General features: G+C 59.5%; 17 protein-coding genes. 14 read left to right on the top strand and 3 right to left on the bottom strand.

Going from position 1 to position 17,563, the window contains the following annotated elements:
• Positions 1–200 precede the first annotated feature (200 nt).
• Together F0185_RS05235 and F0185_RS05230 are read left to right on the top strand one after the other, a co-directional pair.
• Positions 201–1,862 (top strand): DNA cytosine methyltransferase, encoded by a 1,662-nt coding sequence (locus F0185_RS05235; protein WP_167222258.1) that lies wholly within the window; start codon positions 201–203, stop codon positions 1,860–1,862.
• Positions 1,863–2,037: 175 nt separating this feature from the next.
• Positions 2,038–2,472 carry a very short patch repair endonuclease gene (locus F0185_RS05230; protein ID WP_167222256.1) on the top strand — a complete coding sequence of 145 codons (435 nt, stop codon included), beginning with the start codon at positions 2,038–2,040 and terminating at the stop codon, positions 2,470–2,472.
• 638 nt (positions 2,473–3,110) lie between these two features.
• Here F0185_RS05230 and gyrB read toward each other — a convergent pair.
• The 3 genes from gyrB to dnaA form a co-directional block, all read right to left on the bottom strand.
• A complete protein-coding gene (gyrB, locus tag F0185_RS05225) occupies positions 3,111–5,603 on the bottom strand; it encodes a DNA topoisomerase (ATP-hydrolyzing) subunit B (RefSeq protein WP_167222254.1) in 2,493 nt (830 codons plus the stop codon).
• A 167-nt stretch (positions 5,604–5,770) separates the two neighbouring features.
• Positions 5,771–6,877, bottom strand: a complete 1,107-nt coding sequence (gene dnaN, locus F0185_RS05220) for a DNA polymerase III subunit beta (protein WP_054265133.1) — start codon at positions 6,875–6,877, stop codon at positions 5,771–5,773.
• A gap of 330 nt (positions 6,878–7,207) precedes the next feature.
• Entirely contained in the window at positions 7,208–8,623 is a 1,416-nt protein-coding gene (gene dnaA / locus F0185_RS05215) for a chromosomal replication initiator protein DnaA (RefSeq protein ID WP_166885403.1), read from the bottom strand.
• A 676-nt stretch (positions 8,624–9,299) separates the two neighbouring features.
• Between dnaA and rpmH the strand changes: the two genes are divergently transcribed.
• From rpmH to F0185_RS05155, 12 genes are all read left to right on the top strand, one after another.
• Entirely contained in the window at positions 9,300–9,434 is a 135-nt protein-coding gene (rpmH, locus tag F0185_RS05210; RefSeq protein ID WP_010401996.1) for a 50S ribosomal protein L34, read from the top strand.
• A gap of 32 nt (positions 9,435–9,466) precedes the next feature.
• A complete protein-coding gene (gene rnpA / locus F0185_RS05205; RefSeq protein WP_167222252.1) occupies positions 9,467–9,931 on the top strand; it encodes a ribonuclease P protein component in 465 nt (154 codons plus the stop codon).
• Positions 9,928–10,188: a membrane protein insertion efficiency factor YidD gene (gene yidD, locus F0185_RS05200; RefSeq protein ID WP_166885400.1), complete on the top strand. Its 261-nt coding sequence runs from the start codon at positions 9,928–9,930 to the stop codon at positions 10,186–10,188. Before rnpA ends, yidD begins: the two co-directional genes overlap by 4 nt.
• 11 nt (positions 10,189–10,199) lie before the next feature.
• On the top strand, positions 10,200–11,864 hold the full coding sequence (yidC, locus tag F0185_RS05195; protein WP_167222250.1) for a membrane protein insertase YidC: 1,665 nt from the start codon (positions 10,200–10,202) through the stop codon (positions 11,862–11,864).
• Between the two features lie 112 nt (positions 11,865–11,976).
• Positions 11,977–13,356 (top strand): tRNA uridine-5-carboxymethylaminomethyl(34) synthesis GTPase MnmE, encoded by a 1,380-nt coding sequence (mnmE, locus tag F0185_RS05190; RefSeq protein ID WP_167222248.1) that lies wholly within the window; start codon positions 11,977–11,979, stop codon positions 13,354–13,356.
• Between the two features lie 4 nt (positions 13,357–13,360).
• Positions 13,361–13,672, top strand: coding sequence for a hypothetical protein (locus tag F0185_RS05185; protein ID WP_167222246.1), 312 nt, complete (start codon positions 13,361–13,363; stop codon positions 13,670–13,672).
• Between the two features lie 40 nt (positions 13,673–13,712).
• Positions 13,713–14,270 (top strand): riboflavin biosynthesis intermediates N-glycosidase, encoded by a 558-nt coding sequence (gene ybiA, locus F0185_RS05180; RefSeq protein WP_167222244.1) that lies wholly within the window; start codon positions 13,713–13,715, stop codon positions 14,268–14,270.
• Between the two features lie 92 nt (positions 14,271–14,362).
• A complete protein-coding gene (locus F0185_RS05175) occupies positions 14,363–15,145 on the top strand; it encodes an EAL domain-containing protein (RefSeq protein WP_167222242.1) in 783 nt (260 codons plus the stop codon).
• Positions 15,146–15,245: 100 nt separating this feature from the next.
• Positions 15,246–15,710: a GyrI-like domain-containing protein gene (locus tag F0185_RS05170; RefSeq protein WP_167222240.1), complete on the top strand. Its 465-nt coding sequence runs from the start codon at positions 15,246–15,248 to the stop codon at positions 15,708–15,710.
• Positions 15,711–15,736: 26 nt separating this feature from the next.
• A complete protein-coding gene (locus F0185_RS05165) occupies positions 15,737–16,222 on the top strand; it encodes a VOC family protein (RefSeq protein WP_167222238.1) in 486 nt (161 codons plus the stop codon).
• A gap of 13 nt (positions 16,223–16,235) precedes the next feature.
• Entirely contained in the window at positions 16,236–16,649 is a 414-nt protein-coding gene (locus tag F0185_RS05160) for a YciI family protein (protein WP_167222236.1), read from the top strand.
• Between the two features lie 88 nt (positions 16,650–16,737).
• Complete coding sequence (locus tag F0185_RS05155; protein ID WP_167222234.1) at positions 16,738–17,562, top strand: YciI family protein; 825 nt, start codon at positions 16,738–16,740, stop codon at positions 17,560–17,562.
• Position 17,563 lies beyond the last annotated feature (1 nt).

Raw genomic sequence — 17,563 nt, 5'->3', positions numbered from 1 at the left:
GCCTTACTCGGATGATGGACCTTCCTAAGTTTACGTCTCGCTTGGACATCGACCTGACATGCCATTGGTTCAAGTTGGAAGTGGAATGTTTAGGTTCTTATGGCTGCCGGATGCCAGTTGGTATATCCTATTGCCCCGCTTGCATGTGATTTCCTCTCCCGGAAAACCTGTACCCTGACAATAGAGTCGTTGGAGAAATAATGAATTACGTAGAGCTTTTCGCTGGTTGCGGAGGCTTATCGCTTGGCCTTAAATCCACTGGCGGCAAGATGCTGCTTGCCAACGAGCTATCGCCAATGGCTAGCGAAACCTTTTCCTTCAACTTGTTAGGAGAGCCTCTGACCACTCTCGCAAAAAGTAAAATATTGTCAAAAGGACCAATATTGACAAAGTGGCTCAGCAGCAAGTATGAGTTGCAGGACATGACATCTCGCTTGAGCGAAAATCCACAGGAGTTCCCTCCTCTCGGCAAGGGCGTATGCGATCTTCGCAGCGACGGCCGCGACTTGGCAGGATCGATGGTTGTCGGAAGCGTGGTCGAGTTAAATAGATGGCTCAACGACGTGAAAAACAAGACTGCGATGGAATTGCTAAGGAATGGATTTGGCGAGGGAAACATCGATCTAGTTTCTGGAGGCCCTCCGTGCCAGAGTTTCAGCATGGCAGGTATGCGTCAGTACACAAATGCTCGTAATGTACTGCCTTGGGAATTCGCCAAGTTCGTCCAACTTATCCAGCCAAAGTTCGCGTTATTGGAAAATGTGACGGGAATACTACGGCCGTTCGTCGTTGAAGGTAAGAAGGTCTATGCATGGTTCGAGGTTGCGCAAGCCTTTGCCCAGATTGGCATGGAACCGGGTAATCCTTCTTGTGGATATGTACCCATATGTCTACACGTCAACGCAAAATTCGCAGGCGTCGCACAGAATCGCCCCCGTTTCATCATGCTATCAATCCGAAAGGATGTCTACGATACGCTCCGGAATGAATTACCAATGCGTGACCGTGAAATTTTAAACTCATCCAAGGCATTCTTCGAAAAGATAAGAAAGAGACAGCCTGTTGAGCTAAAGGACTTGCCATTACATGACGCTGACAAAAATCCGAGCATCTTCCTGGGCACATTCTTGAAGGGATTAGTGAATGGTAGGCCTACGTCAGTACGCGAGGCGATTGACGATTTAAGGTCGGACGAAGTATGGGAATCAGCATACGTCAAGAGCATCAACACAATACTGTCTAGGGGGCTGGCGGGCGAGCCAAAGGCGAACCACGACTTTCGCAGGCATTGTATTGATGTGAAGCGCCGCTTCCGGATTTACCAAGTACTTAGCAAGGTTCGCCCGGAAACCGCAACCGCGGCGTTCCAGATCCTTAAGCGTAAGAAGACGACTCTAGACGATGCAGCTTGGGGCGAGCTACGCGCGCACGCTTTCTACTTAAAGCCTGATGGAGCCTTCACGTCGTTTGGAACCAAGGCAGGATTGGAAGATTTCTTGATGGATCACGAAACGGGCAAGCATAAGCAGAAGGCCATGGTGGCCAGTATGCCGGCACCAGCTGCCCTATCCATTCCCGATGATATGTGCCACTACTACGAGGACCAAGATTGCCTACGCACGCTCACGGTGCGTGAAATGGCACGCATACAGTCCTTTCCGGATAAGTTTACCTTTTGCTCGAAGGCCACCACTGGTGGTAAGTCGCGTAGGTTCGAAGTCCCTCAATATACACAGGTTGGAAATGCAGTTCCTCCATTACTCGGCCGCGCTCTGGGCCTCATTGTTCAAGATCTACTTGATCGGTACCATGCAGCGCACGATCCGATGGCAACTGCAAAGGCCGTTTCGGTGGTGGATTAGTGATATTTCACAATGAAAATTTTTTGTCTTACAAGTGCAGGGAATTAGGTTCACTCATCAGACGTGTTTTCATCGGGTATGCACGGCTGCGTGACGACCTGTTCCCCCTTGGTATCTAGGCTCAGGCGAGCTAGAATACTCATAGATATTTTCACAAATTTCCGAGGATTATCCGATGGTAGACACCCTTACCTCGGTGGAACGCTCCGCCCGGATGGCACTTATTCAGGGAAAAAACACCGCGCCTGAGTTGGCACTTCGAAAGGCGATCCATGCATTGGGCATGCGCTATCGGCTACATGCGAAAGGCCTCCCAGGTAAGCCAGACCTTGTATTTCCGCGCTTCCGCACCGCTATGTTTGTACATGGATGCTTCTGGCATCGGCATGACGGGTGCAAGGTTGCATCTACGCCGAAATCCAATACTGATTTCTGGTTAGAAAAATTTAGAAAAAATACCGATCGAGATGCTCGCAATATTCATGCGCTCGAATCGATGGGATGGAAGGTCGTTGTTGTATGGGAATGCGAAGTCTCGACGCCAGCCAAGGCTGAAGTGACCGCGACGAGGATAGCAGAAGTCATCAAATGCACACTTACGACTGGGTAAGCGGTTAGCTCATCAAAAAGATTAAAACTCATACCGCGCCTGAGCATAAGCATGAGCTGCACCGTCCGATTTGGAAAATGGGTGTCAATCTAGCCGCTCTGGATATTGCTTTAGCACATATGAGCGTCGCCCAAGGTTTGTTTTTGCTCGGATCATCTAGGATACATCTCCATGAATTAGCTAACGGTCAAGCCCACGGAGGGATTCACGCTTGGGGCAATTCTTTAGCGAAATTTGCAATGATGTTTCTTGCCGACGTCCTATATGGACTCGGGAAGTCGATCTAAATTTAGCGAAGTTTAGATCATTAGAAGTTGCTCATAATTGCCTGACCAGTTCTATGCTATTTTTTGATGTGGCTTATGGACTTAAAAAAATCGTTCAATCTTATCGTTATCCCATCCACAATAGTAAACATTTTTTATCTTCGATCAAGAGAAAGAGCGCTGGATCAGAAGCGTGGGTAATGGATGAGGCCTCATTGTTGAGGCCAGAAGATCATAATATACGCACAAGATAAAACGACAACAAAAGTCTGGATGCCGAGCAGACTTTTATTGTGTGTTTATATTGTAACTGTTCACGGTTTTAAGGAGCAGAGGTTCTAAAACCTAAATTTTAAGTTGACTGACGTAGTTTTAAGCGTCGATATTCCCGGCGCGCAGCGCATTCGACTCAATGAAATTCCTGCGCGGCTCAACCTCATCACCCATCAAGGTGGTGAAAATCTGATCCGCCGCAATCGCATCATCGATCTGCACCTTCAGCAAACGGCGCACGGTCGGGTCCATCGTGGTTTCCCACAGCTGTTCCGGATTCATCTCGCCCAGCCCTTTGTAGCGCTGTTTGGTCACGGTGCGCTCGGCTTCGTCGCGCAGCCATTGCATCGCGTGATGGAAGTCATCCACCGCCGATTCCTTCATGCGCTCGCCTTCGCCGCGGCGGATAAACGCGCCTTCGCCAATCAAACCCTGGAACGTCGCCGCCGCACTGGCCAAGGTCGAATAATCGGCTCCCTGGACAAAATCGGCATCGATCGAGCTGACCTGGATATTGCCGTGGTGCATACGCTCGATGCGCAGCGCGTGTTTTTCGCTCAGGTCGTCCGAACGCACGCTCACCTTGACGGCTTTGTCGTCGATCATCTTTTCCATCGCGGCGGCCGACACGCCGGCGCCCTCGAGTGTGCCCAGGTCGAGCGTCACGCCGGTCATGATGGCGGTCAGCGCGGCGCGGTCGATCACGCGCGTCAGGCGCATCATGATCGCGTTCGACAGGTTGAACTGGCGTACCAGTTCGGCCAGCGGTTCGCCCGAAATCGGCTCGCCGCCTTCGCGCGGCACCAGCACGGCGCTGTTTAACGCCACCGTCATCATGTAGCTCGCTTCTTCCAGGTCATCCTTCAGATAACGCTCGTCGCGGCCAGCCTTGACCTTGTACAGCGGCGGTTGCGCGATATAGATATGGCCGCGTTCCACCAGTTGCGGCATCTGGCGATAGAACAAGGTGAGGAGCAAGGTGCGGATGTGGGCGCCGTCGACATCCGCATCGGTCATGATAATGATGCGGTGATAACGCAGCTTGTCGACGTTGAATTCGTCCGGCCCGATCGACGTACCCAGGGTCGCGATCAGGGTCGTGATCTGTTCCGACGACAGCATCTTCTCGAAGCGCGCTTTTTCCACGTTCAGCACCTTGCCGCGCAGCGGCAAAATGGCCTGGAATTTACGGTCGCGCCCTTGTTTTGCCGAGCCACCCGCGGAATCACCCTCGACGATGTACAGTTCGCACAGCGCCGGGTCTTTTTCCTGGCAATCGGCCAGTTTGGCCGACAAGCCCAAACCGTCCATGATGCCTTTGCGGCGGGTCAGGTCGCGCGCCTTGCGCGCCGCTTCACGCGCACGCGCCGCTTCCACGATTTTGCCGCAGATGATTTTGGCGTCGTTCGGCTTTTCCATCAGGTAGTCGGTCAAGGTCTTGGCGACGATTTCCTCGACCGGGCCGCGCACTTCGCTCGATACCAGTTTGTCTTTGGTCTGCGAGCTGAATTTCGGCTCCGGTACTTTGACCGACAGCACGCAGGTCAGGCCTTCGCGCATATCGTCGCCGCTGATTTCGACCTTGGCCTTCTTGGCGAAATCGTGCTCGTCGATATATTTGTTGATCACGCGCGTCATCGCCGCGCGCAGGCCGGTAAGGTGGGTGCCGCCGTCGCGCTGCGGGATGTTATTGGTAAAGCACAGGACTTGTTCGTTGTAGGCGTCGTTCCATTGCATGGAGACGTCGACGCTGATATTGGTGCCCTGGTCCGACAGGCGCTCGCCGGTGGCCTGGAACACGGTCGGGTGCAGCACCGTCTTGGCTTTGTTGATGTATTCGACGAAGCCGCGCGTACCGCCTTCAAAGGCGAAGATTTCTTCCTTGCCGGTGCGCTGGTCGGTCAGCTTGATATTGACGCCGTTATTGAGGAACGACAGTTCGCGGATCCGCTTGGCCAGGATTTCGTAGTGAAATTCGACGTGCGTGAAAATCTGTTCGTCGGCCCAGAAGTGGACGTCGGTGCCGCGCTTGTCGGTTTCGCCGATCACCTTGATCGGGGAAACCGCAACGCCGTCGATCATCTCGATCTCGCGGTTTTGCGGCACGCCGCGCACGAATTCCATGTAATGGACTTTACCGTCGCGGCGGATGGTCAGTTTCAGCAGTTTCGACAGGCCGTTGACGCAGGAAACGCCGACGCCGTGCAGGCCGCCCGAGACCTTGTACGAGTTCTGGTCGAACTTGCCGCCGGCGTGCAGTTCGGTCATGACGATTTCGGCGGCGCTGCGCTTTGGCTCGTGCTTGTCGTCGAATTTGAGGCCGGTCGGTACGCCGCGGCCGTTATCGGTGATCGAAATCGAATTGTCCGAATGGATCGTGACATGGATTTCGGTACAGTGGCCGGCCAGCGATTCGTCGATTGAGTTGTCCAGCACTTCGAACACCAGATGGTGCAGGCCGGTGCCGTCCGAGGTGTCGCCAATGTACATGCCGGGGCGCTTGCGCACCGCTTCCAGACCTTCGAGGATCTGGATTGAGGAGGCTCCGTATTCTTCGATCTTGGCGGGGATTGCTGGTGTGTTCTCGGACATGGACTGCTTTCTCAAAAAACGATGTATCGGGTGCTCAGTGTCGGAACCGTCCCGTCGTTCCCGCGCAGGCGGGAACCCAAGTCTTTGGCGCTGCAGGTAGCGCGATTAACTTGGGTTCCCGCCTGCGCGGGAACGACGGAGCATGGGTTCCGGGTATTGCGTGCCGCTTAAATCCGCATCGGCATGACGACGTACTTGAAGTCCGCGTTGTCCGGAATCGAAATCAGCGCCGACGAATTCGAATCGCCCAGCGCAATGTTGATCTGGTCGCACTTCAGGTTGTTCAACACGTCCAGCAGGTACGTTACGTTGAAACCGATGTCGACACTGTCGCCGCCGTAATCGATTTCGAGTTCTTCAACGGCTTCTTCCTGGTCCGCATTGGTCGAGCTGATTTTCATGCTGCCCGGGCTGATGATGCAGCGTACGCCTTTGAACTTGTCGCTGGTCATGATCGCCGCGCGTTGCAGCGAACGCAGCAGCTCGTCGCGGCCGATCGTGAAGTCGTTCTTGTAGCCCTTCGGAATCACACGCGTGTAATCCGGGAACTTGCCTTCCACCAGCTTCGAGACCAGCTCGATGTCGGCGAAGGTCAGCTTGACTTGCGATGTCGAAATGTCCAGCTGGACCGTCTCGTCGCTTTCTTCCAGCAAACGCTGCAGCTCAATGATCGTCTTGCGCGGAATGATGACTTCCTGGCGCGTGAATTCCTGCTCGGTCTCGACTTGGCAAAACGCCAGGCGGTGGCCGTCGGTGGCCACGGCGATGACGTTGCGGCCGTCGAGCACCAGCAGCAGGCCGTTCAGGTAGTAACGGATATCCTGTTGCGCCATCGAAAAGTGCACCATGTTGAACAGGTGCTTGAGCGTCTTTTGCGGCAGGGTGACCGTGGCGTTGTAGGTGTCCGCGACCGAAACGGTCGGGAATTCTTCCGCCGCCAGCGTTTGCAGCGCGAAGCGCGACTTGCCGGTCTGCACCGTCAGGCGCTTGTTCAGCAAGGTCATCGTGACGTCGCCCGATTCGGGCAGGGCGCGCAAAATGTCCAGCAGCTTGCGCGCGGCCACGGTGGTGCCGGCCACATCGGCACCCGAGCCGATGCTGGCGTGCGTGGTGATCTGCACTTCGGTGTCGGTCGACAGGAACGAGACGTTTTCGCCGTCCTTGCGGATGAGGATATTGGCCAGAATCGGCATAGTGTGCCGACGCTCGACAATACCGCTCACGATCTGCAGTGGCCGGAGAAGGGTATCTCGGGTGGTTTTGACCAATTGCATAGTAATCCTCGGTAAAGTTGTCAGAAATGTACTGTGGAGCTGAGAAAAACCTACTGCGCGGTGCCATTTTCGTCCTGCGATGCTCACCGTACCTTCGTACGGCTGCGCTTCTCGGACTTCGCGTCCCGGACGAAACTGGCACCGCTCGCGACGGTTTTTCTAGGCTCCTGTATGGCCCGGTAAGCTATGCCGCCACGCCCCCCGCCCGCGGCAAGCAGGCTTGCCCCGAGGCTGACAACGCAACAACAGGGCCACGGTAACCTTGCTGCTAATGCTATATTTTGCCAGAAATTGCCGTTCGCACATTAATTTGAACTTTCAGGGTCACCTTTAGCCCTTTAACGTCTGTTCCAGGACGTGCAACTCGTGGTTGCATTCGGCATTCTTGGTGCGGTCGAGTGCGATCTTGCGCACCGCGTGCAGGACCGTGGTGTGGTCGCGTCCGCCGAACAGTTCGCCGATCTCCGGCAAGCTCTTCTGGGTCAGTTCCTTGGCCAGGTACATGGCGATCTGGCGCGGCCGCGCAATGTTGGCCGGGCGACGCTTGGAATACATGTCGGCCACCTTGATGCTGAAGAAGTCGGCCACCGTTTTCTGGATGTTTTCCACCGAGATCTGGCGGTTCTGGACCGACAGCAAGTCCTTCAGCGCTTCTTTCACCACATCGATGGTGATGTCCTTGCCGTGGAAGCGCGAGTACGCCAGGATCTTGCGCAGCGCGCCTTCGAGCTCGCGCACGTTCGAGCGCAGGTGCTTGGCCACGAAAAAGGCCACGTCGTCCGAAAACGTCACGCCTTCGGACTGGGCTTTTTTCAGCAGGATGGCCACCCGCATTTCCAGCTCCGGCGGCTCGATCGCCACCGTCAGGCCGGAATCGAAACGCGAGATCAGGCGGTCGTCCATGCCGGTGATTTCTTTTGGATACGTATCGCTGGTGATGATGATCTGTTTCTTCGCGGCGATCAGGGCTTCGAAGGCATAGAAAAACTCTTCCTGCGTGCGGCTCTTGCCCCCAAAAAACTGGATATCATCGATCAGCAGCATGTCCAGCGAGTGGTAGTAATGCTTGAAGTCGTCGAAGCCCTTGCGTTGATAGGCGGTGACGACATCGCGTACATACTGTTCCGCGTGGATATAGCGAATCTTGGCGCCCGGCTGGTCGGCCATCACCTGGTTGCCGATCGCGTGGATCAGGTGGGTTTTACCCAGGCCCACGCCGCCGTAGAAGAACAGCGGGTTGTAGCTCACGCCCGGATTGTTGGCCACCTGGATCGCGGCGGCGCGCGCCAGCTGGTTGGCCTTACCGGTCACGAAGCTGTCGAAGGTCAGGTCGGTGTTGACGCGGCTCTGCTCGCGGCGCGGTGAATTGCCGATGTTGAACATTTCCGGCGCAGCCGGATTGTCCGCCGCCACGTTGCCGTTGCCCTGGCCATGGTTGATGGTGCCGGGCAGCGGGCCGTCGTTCGGGGCCGGGTGCGGGGCCACCGGTTTTTTCGGCAGGGCGTTACGCGGGTCGAGCACGAACTGCACTTCGGTCGGCGCTTCCCAATACTGGGAGGCCAGGGCCGTGATGCGGTTGGCGAACTGCGACTTCACCCAGTCCAGCTTGAAGCGGTTCGGTGCTGCGATGCGCAACTTGCCGTCCTCGTAGTCGAGGGCAACCAGCGGTTTGATCCACGCACTGAATTGTTGCGGCGTCAGCTCCAGTTCCAACTGCGCGGAACAGGTCTGCCAAAAATTTTCCATGAATCTTCTGTCTGAATAAGGTGTGGAGGGGCGGTTCGATGATGCTTCGCTAGCGCATGCGTTGCGAGCGGTTCGCCACACGTAACACGCTATTCTACCCGCGAAGGCCCGAGTTATCCACAGGCACGCCGCTTATTTTACGTGCAGGGGCGACCTGGCAGAGCGGAAATTGGTAGAAAGTAAGTTGTCGTAAAGCTACGTTGTTCTGCCGCTGCTTCTGCTTATGCATGACGTCAAAGCTGGCCGCGTTACCAAATTCGTCGTTCCCGCGCAGGCGGGAACCCAAGTTTGTTGCGCAGCTAGCGGCTTTGGTACGGAATTGGGTTCCCGCCTGCGCGGGAACGACGGGGCAGAGGGCGCGGGCGCAGCCGGGCGGGCGGCGGCACTGTGCTTTCCACCCCACATTTGCCGCCCGAAAACCCGCCGACCAGCCCGCCAAAGCACCGCCATCCTTGACAGAAGAGGGCAAAATGCGTTCTAATCCAAGGTTCCCCGCCCGTACTCCGTGCAAATGAGTCAGTCTGTTCCGACTTGTAGCTGTGGCTTAGCGGGTAAATATGAGTATTTTTGCTGTGGCGTGACGCTGGCTTAACATCTGCGAAATGTCATTGGCGCCGAAAACTGACGGGACGTCAGACCCGATTTTGCATTTTATTTTGCTTTAAGCGAGACCACCATGAAACGTACTTACCAACCTTCCGTCGTTCGTCGCAAGCGTACGCACGGCTTCCGCGCACGTATGGCAACCCGTGGCGGTCGCGATGTGCTCAATGCACGCCGCGCCAAGGGTCGCAAACGCCTGGCTGTATAAGTCTGGCACTTACTGCCCGATCGCGGTTGGCTATGACTAGCGAAGGTTCACACGACTTCGCGCGCGTTCGGCGTATCGTTAAAACGGATGAATTTTCATCCGTTTTTCGTTTGCGCCCCGCCCAAAAAACGGCCCATTTCGTGCTCTACACCCGCTCGAACGACTTGCCGCATGCGCGGCTCGGCGTGGTCGTGGCCAAGCGCTTTGCGCCCCGTGCCGTGACCCGCAATACGATCAAGCGCGTGACGCGCGAGCTGTTCCGCATGGCGCCGTTGCCGGCCGTCGACTGCATCGTGCGCCTCGCGCGCCCGGTCAATACCAAGCAAGGCCCGGCCACCACCGCCGCGCTCAAGGCGATCCTGCGCGCTGAAATTGCACGCCTGTTCTCGTCGCAAGCGCCGCGCGCCGCGCCACCCGACGGGACGCCCGCGCCGACGACCTCCGGGACGCCCGATGGGACGCCCTCCGGGACGCCCGCGCCGAAAGCGTCACCATGAATACCCTGCTCGTCTGGTTATTGCGTGGCTACCAGCTGATGTTATCTCCGATGCTGGGACAGCGCTGCCGCTTTTACCCGACCTGCTCCAATTATGCGATCGAAGCAATCCGTACCCACGGCGCCGCGCGCGGCAGCCTGCTGGGCGCGCGCCGCCTGTGCCGCTGCCATCCGTGGGATGATGGCGGATTCGATCCGGTGCCGCCTGCGCACCCCGAGAATTCTTCTACAGCCGCTTGCGGTTGCAACCACTCCTGACCAATACCTCAATGGAAATCAATAAACGTACTATCCTGTGGATCGTGTTTTCCGTATCGCTGGTGGTTCTCTGGAACGACTGGATGGTATCGAACGGCAAACAGTCGATCTACCCATGGGCAGCGCCTGTGAAGACGGCCACGGTCGCCAACACCGCACCAGCCACCGGCTTGCCGACTGCCGCCGCCGTGCCTGGCGCGCCTGGCGCCGCCGGTTCCACCGCGCCGGCCCCGTTCAAGAACGAAATCATTACCATCACCACCGATGTCATGAAAGTCGACATCGATACCATGGGTGGCGTGATCAAGCGGCTTGAATTGCTTAAGTTCAAAGATGCCCACGACAAGACCCGCAACCAGGTCTTGTTCGACGTCAATCCGAAGGGCGTGTATGTGGCCCAGACCGGGCTGGTGCGTAACGCGCCGGGCGAACCGGTGCCGACCCAGTTCAGCGGCTTCGTCGCCAAGTCCGGCCCGCGCGCGCTCGACAGCGCCAACGAAGTGCAACTCGTGCTCGAAGCCGAGCAGGGCGGTATCAAGCTGACCAAGACCTATGTCTTCAAGCGCGGCGACTACCTGATCGACATGCGTCACGACATCGCCAACATCGGCGCCACGCCGGTCGCGCCGTCGCTGTTCGTCGAACTGCTGCACCACGGTAACAAGCCAGAGGGCGAGTCCTACTTCAACTCCAGCTACACCGGTCCGACCATGTACACCCCGAACGAGCACTATAAGAAGCTGCAGTTCGAGACCATCGAGAAAAAAGGCACGGCCGACCACGCCAAGCAGGCGGACGACGGCTGGGTCGCGATTTCGCAGCACTATTTTGTCTCGGCTTTCCTGCCGCCAGCCAAGATGCCGCGCGAAATCTACACCAAGAAAGTGGCCACCAATCTGTACGCGATCGGTACCCTGATGCCTTTGGGCGCCATCGCACCGGGCGCGAGCGTATCGAACCAGGTCAAGCTGTATTCGGGTCCGCAGGACGAGAACAAGCTGGAAAAAATCGCCCCCGGCCTGGAACTGGTCAAGGATTACGGTTTCCTGACGATTATCGCCAAGCCGATTTTCTGGGTCATGGACCAGATCCACAAGGTCCTGGGCAACTGGGGCTGGACCATCATCGCCTTTACCATCCTGATCAAGCTGGTGTTCTTCCCGCTCTCGGCTGCCGGTTACAAGAGCATGGCGCGCATCAAGGTGGTCACGCCGAAGATGCAGGCGATCCGCGAGAAGTACAAGAACGACCCGGCCAAGATGAACCAGGCCACCATGGAACTGTACAAGACCGAAAAGATCAACCCGGTCGGCGGCTGCCTGCCGATCGTGGTCCAGATGCCGGTCTTTATCGCCCTGTACTGGGTGCTGCAAGCGTCCGCCGAAATGCGCGGCGCCCCATGGATCGGCTGGATCACCGACCTGACCGCGCCTGACCCGTTCTACATCCTGCCGGTGCTGTACGCGATCTCGATGTTCATCACGACCAAGCTGAACCCGGCGCCAGCCGATCCGATGCAGGCCAAGATGATGCTGTTCATGCCGCTGGCGTTCTCGGTCATGTTCATCTTCTTCCCGTCCGGCCTGGTGCTGTACTGGGTTGTGAACAACATCTTGTCGATCGCCCAGCAATGGGTCATCACCAAGAAATTCGAAGATGCGGCAGCGAAGAAATAAGCGGTCGCCGTAAGGTCCAGAAAGCCCGTGTATCCCACGGGCTTTTTTTATGTCCGCGCGCGGCAACGACAATCCGCCAGCCTGTTGCGGCAATTAAATTACAATCACACCTATGAAACTCGATACTTCCCCCATTGCCGCGATTGCCACCGCCCCGGGCCGCGGCGGCATCGGCGTCGTGCGCGCCTCCGGCAAGTCGCTCGCGCCCCTGCTGGCCGCGCTGTTCCCGGAGGTCGCCTTGACGCCGCGCCGCGCCACCTACATTCCCTTCAGGCAGGCCGATGGCGCGGTCATCGACCAGGGCATCGCCCTGTATTTCAAGGGACCGAACTCGTACACCGGCGAAGACGTGCTGGAGTTGCAGGGCCACGGCGGGCCGATCGTGTTGCAGATGCTGCTCGCGCGCGTGCTCGAGGCGGGCGCCGAAGCCGGCCTGCGCCTGGCCGAGCCCGGCGAATTCACGCGCCGCGCCTATCTGAACGACAAGCTCGACCTGGCCCAGGCCGAAGCCGTCGCCGACCTGATCGACGCTTCCACCGAAGCGGCCGCCAAGTCGGCCACGCAATCGCTGTCGGGCGCGTTTTCGAAGACCATCAATACCCTGGTGGAACAGACCATCGGCCTGCGCATGCTGGTCGAAGCAACCCTCGATTTTCCGGAAGAAGAAATCGACTTCCTCGAAAAATCCGACGCGCGCGGCCAGCTGGCCGTGATCGTGGCCTCGCTCGAGCGCGTGTTCCAGCAGGCGGCCCAAGGCGCGCTGTTGCGCGAGGGGCTGAACGTGGTGCTGGTCGGCCAGCCCAACGTGGGTAAGTCTTCACTCCTGAACGCCCTGGCCGGGGCCGACGTGGCCATCGTCACCCCGATCGCCGGCACCACGCGCGACAAGGTCAGCGAAACCATCCAGATCGAAGGCATTCCGCTCAACATCATCGACACCGCCGGCATCCGCACCATCGACGACGCCGTCGATGTCGTCGAGCGCATCGGCATCGAGCGCACCTGGGGCGAAGTGGCCAAGGCCGACGTCATCTTGCACCTGCTCGACGCCGACCAGGGCCCGACCCGGGCCGACGACGGCATCGTGGCCGCCTTTCCGGCCGGCGTGCCGGTGCTGCGCGTGTGGAACAAGATCGACCTGTCGGGCCACAAGCCCTCGGTCGACCCGACCGAGGAAGCGATCAATATCTACCTGTCGGCGCACGAGCACGTGGGCATGGACTTGCTGCGCGCCGAATTGTTGCGTATCGCCGGCTGGCAGCAAACCGGGGAATCGCTGTTTTTGGCGCGCGAACGGCACCTGATCGCCCTGCGCTCGGCCCACAAGCACCTGGCGCTGGCGGGCGAGCATGCCGCGCAAAACGACCAGTCGCTCGACCTGTTCGCCGAGGAATTGCGGCTGGCGCAGACGCAACTGTCCAGCATTACCGGGCAATTTTCCTCGGATGACTTGCTGGGCGTGATTTTCAGCCGCTTTTGCATCGGCAAATGAGAGCGTGAGCACGAACCATTCCTCGCCGGTTGTTCCGCCAGCGCGCGCCCTGGCGCCGCGGCCGGCCGATAGCATGCTCGGCATGCTCACGGTATTGTGCATCGCGGCTATCGTGTTGTACTGGACCGGACCGCATGGCGTGGCACGCGTGCTGGGCACCTGGGTGCTGGCGCGCTTTGTCAGCTGGCTGTGGCATCGCGATGTGGGGGGATGGAAAATGATCTGCGTGGTCGCGGTCCCGCCGGTCTTGCTGGTCTATTGCCTGCCTAAAAGCTTGCGGCGCGCGGTGAACGCCTTGCCGTCCGAAACCGGGTAAACTTGCTGTCATATCCTGACACCAACAGAAAGTCCGCACCATGGCCTTGCCCAACACCCTGGAAGAACTACGCAGCCGTTTCAATACAGGCGAATCGTTCTCGTTTTTACATTTTTGGGGCCATACCCCGCCCAAGGATGGTGTCATCACGCGCAGTTGCTTCAGCCAGTGGTACCAGGCGCCGTTCGAGCTCGACGGCGACCACTATCCCACCGCCGAGCATTACATGATGGCTGAAAAGGCGCGCCTGTTCAACGATGAAGCGACCCGCACCAAGGTGCTGGCCGCGCCAACGCCGGGCGCGGCCAAGGCGCTCGGCCGGGGTGTCGCCAATTTTGTTGAAGCCGACTGGCTGGCGCAGCGTTTCGAGATCGTCTGCCGCGCCAATGTGGCGAAATTCGGACAAAACCCGGCCCTGCGCGATTTTCTCACCGGCACCGGCAAGCATGTGCTGGTGGAAGCCAGTCCACTCGACCGCATCTGGGGCACCGGCCTGGCGGCGGACGATCCCCGCTCGAACGACCCCAACTTGTGGGAAGGCCCGAACCTGCTCGGCTTCGCCCTGATGGCGGCGCGCAACCAGTTACAACTGGCATAAACAAGCGGCTGGCGGCGCGCCGCACAGTGCGCGCATGAGCCCGCTCATTTGCTATAGTGGCTCATTCGCCGCATTTCAGAACTGGCCGCCCGATGATCCCCATTTGCCCCGCCGACGATGCCCACGTCACGCCCGTTCCGGCCTGCGTCCAATGCCGGAACAACGACGAACTCGGTTTCGATTTCGACTACGCCTACCAGCCCATCATTCACCTGCGCCAGCGCGCCATTTACGCCCACGAGGCGCTGGTGCGCGGGCCGAATGGCGAGTCGGCGTATTCGGTGCTGTCGAAGGTCACCGACGGCAACCGCTACATGTTCGACCAGGCCTGTCGCGTGCGCGCCATTCGCGGCGCGGCCGCATTGGGCATCACCGAATTGCTGTCGATTAACTTCCTGCCGAATGCCGTGTACCGGCCCGAAGCCTGCATCCGCAGCACCTTCAATGCCGCGCGCGAATATGGCTTTCCGATCGAGCGGATTATCTTCGAGGTCACCGAAAGCGAACAGGTGATGGACCGGCCGCACCTGGTCAATATTTTCGAAGAATACCGCCGCTTCGGTTTCCGCACCGCCATCGACGATTTCGGCGCCGGTTACGCCGGTTTGAACTTGCTATCCGAATTCCAGCCCGATATCATCAAGATCGATATGCAGCTGGTGCGCGATATCGATACCAGCCCGGCCAAGCAAGCCATCGTGGCCGGCATCGTGGGCATCTGCGCCAGCCTGGAGATCGCGGTATTGGCCGAAGGCATCGAAACCCCGGGCGAGCGCGACTTTCTGCGCGATGCCGGCGTCGACCTGATGCAGGGCTACCTGTTCTGCAAGCCCGCTTTCCGCGCGATCGGCGTGATCGATCCGGCGTCCTGGTAACCAGCCGCCAAACAGACTAAAAAATACATCAACACGCTGTCGATTTCACGGCGGCTGCAACGTCGTCGTAGTAGCAACCCACTCTTCAAGGAGAAACGCTATGCTCGACACGCCGTTCATCACCCGCACCGACCCGGTGCAGGCGGCCGTCATTCGCTTCGACATTCCACGCGCCGAGATCGTCCACGTCATGGGGCCCGGCATGGCCGAAGTGCTGGCCACCGTCGCCGCCCAGGGCGTCGGCCCCGCCGGGCGCATCTACGCGCACCACTTTCGCATGCAGCCCGAGCGCTTCGACTTCGAGATCGGCGTGCCGGTCTCGGCCCCGCTGGCGCCGGCCGGCCGCGTGCGGCCCGGCGTGCTACCGGCGGCGCGGGTGGCGCGCGCCGTCCTGCACGGCCCCTACGACGGTTTGCCCGCCGCATGGGGCAAATTAATGGCCTGGATCGAGGCGCAGGGCCTGAGCAAAGCGCCTGGCCTGTGGGAAGTGTACGTCAGCGGTCCGGATCTCGATCCCGATCCCTCCACCTGGCGCACGGAACTTAACCAAGCTTTGACTGACTAATCTTTTAACTTACAGGAGATATCACCATGAGCACACCTGCTGTCGAACGGATTCCCTCGGACATGCACACCGTCACGCCCCACCTCATCTGCGCCGACGCCGTGTCCGCCATCGATTTCTACGTCAAGGCTTTCGGCGCCACCGATGCCGGCAAGATGCTGGCGCCCAACGGCAAGCTAATCCACGGCATGATCCGCATCGGCGACTCCGCCATCATGCTGGGCGAAGAAACCCCGGAATGGGGCGCCCTCGGCCCGCTGACCCTCAAGGGCTCGCCGGTCACCCTGCACCTGTACGTGCAAGATGCCGATGCCGCCTTCCAGCGCGCCGTCGACGCCGGCGCCACCGCCGTCATGCCGCCGGCCGACATGTTCTGGGGCGACCGCTATGGCATGGTCAAGGATCCGTACGGCCACAGCTGGTCGCTCGCCCACCATGTGCGCGACATGAGCCGGGAAGAAATGCAGGCGGGCGCAGTTGCGGCCGCGAGCTGCAACAAGCCCGGCGACTGAGAGGAGGCCCGCCATGCGATTCATGATCATCGTCAAGGCCAGTCCCGAGTCCGAAGCCGGGAAAATGCCCAGCGAACAGTTGTTGACCGAAATGGGCAAATTCAACGAAGAGCTGGTCAAGGCCGGCGTGATGCTCGCCGGCGAAGGCCTGCATCCGAGTTCGCGCGGCGCGCGCGTCCATTTCTCAGGCACGCAGCGCACCGTGCTGGACGGTCCCTTTGCCGACACCAGGGAGCTCATTGCCGGCTTCTGGCTGATCCAGGTAAAGTCGAAGGAAGAAGCGATCGAGTGGGTCAAGCGTTGTCCGAATCCGATGGAAAGCGATTCCGAGATCGAGATCCGGCAAGTGTTTGAAGCCGATGACTTCGGCGCCGAATTCACGCCGGAGTTGCGCGAGCAAGAAGCACGTTTGCGCGCGCAGATGTAAATCCATGCCGTTCCCGTCCGGCCAGCCCGGTGCGGGAACGGCGTTGCAGGCGCCCCGGCGGGGCGCTGCGCCCAACCTGGAGAACACCATGCGTTACATGCTCTTGCGGCGATCCGACCCGGCTCACGAAGCCGGCCAGCCCTGGTCCGCCAGCGAGCGCGAAGCCCTCGCCGCCTACACCGGCCAGATGGCCGAGGCCGGCATCCTGCGCGACTGCGAACATTTCTTGCCCAGCGCCGGCGGCGTGCGCCTTGCCATTGCCGACGGCCGCGCCACCCAGGCCGCCGGCCCGTTTCCCGACACACAAGAACTGATCGCCGGCTTCGCCGTCATCGATGTCGCCACCAGGGACGACGCACTGGCGTGGGCGGCGCGCTGGCCGGCGGGCGCCGCCGGCGCCGCCGAGGTCGAGGTGCGCCTGAGCGGCTGTCCCGGTGGTTGCGCCAATGTCCAGGCCGACAGCGAACCCGATGCGGCGGGCCGGCGCTTCGCTATCCTGCTGCGCTCCAGCAAGGACCTGGAAAACGAAACACCGGTCGCCCGCGCCCGGCTCGACGCGCTGGACCAGCACAACGCAGCCGAAGCGCGCGCCGGCGTGCTGCTCGGGGCGGACGGATTGCGCTCGAGCGCTTTCGGGGCGCGGGTCAGGCTGGCGTCCGGCAAGCTCACGGTGGTGGACGGCCCCTTCACCGAAATCAAGGAAATGATCGCCGGCTACTGGCTGATCCGCGCGCCCACGCTGCAAGACGCCATCGCCTGGGCCACGCGCAATCCGTATCCGGTCGGCCCGCCGGTCGAGGTGGAAATCCGCCAGCTGGCCGATATCGGCGCCGCCGACGCCGTCACGCCTGCCGGGCAGCGCCTGTCCGCCCACCAGAGCGAGGCCGGCGTGCGCGCGCCGCCGCCGCGCTAGG

Origin of the sequence: Massilia rubra, from assembly GCF_011682065.1 — a bacterium.
Lineage (GTDB): Bacteria > Pseudomonadota > Gammaproteobacteria > Burkholderiales > Burkholderiaceae_D > Telluria_A > Telluria_A rubra.
The sequence above is the reverse complement of the archived record's forward strand: the minus strand, read 5'-3'. Positions and strand labels throughout refer to the sequence as shown.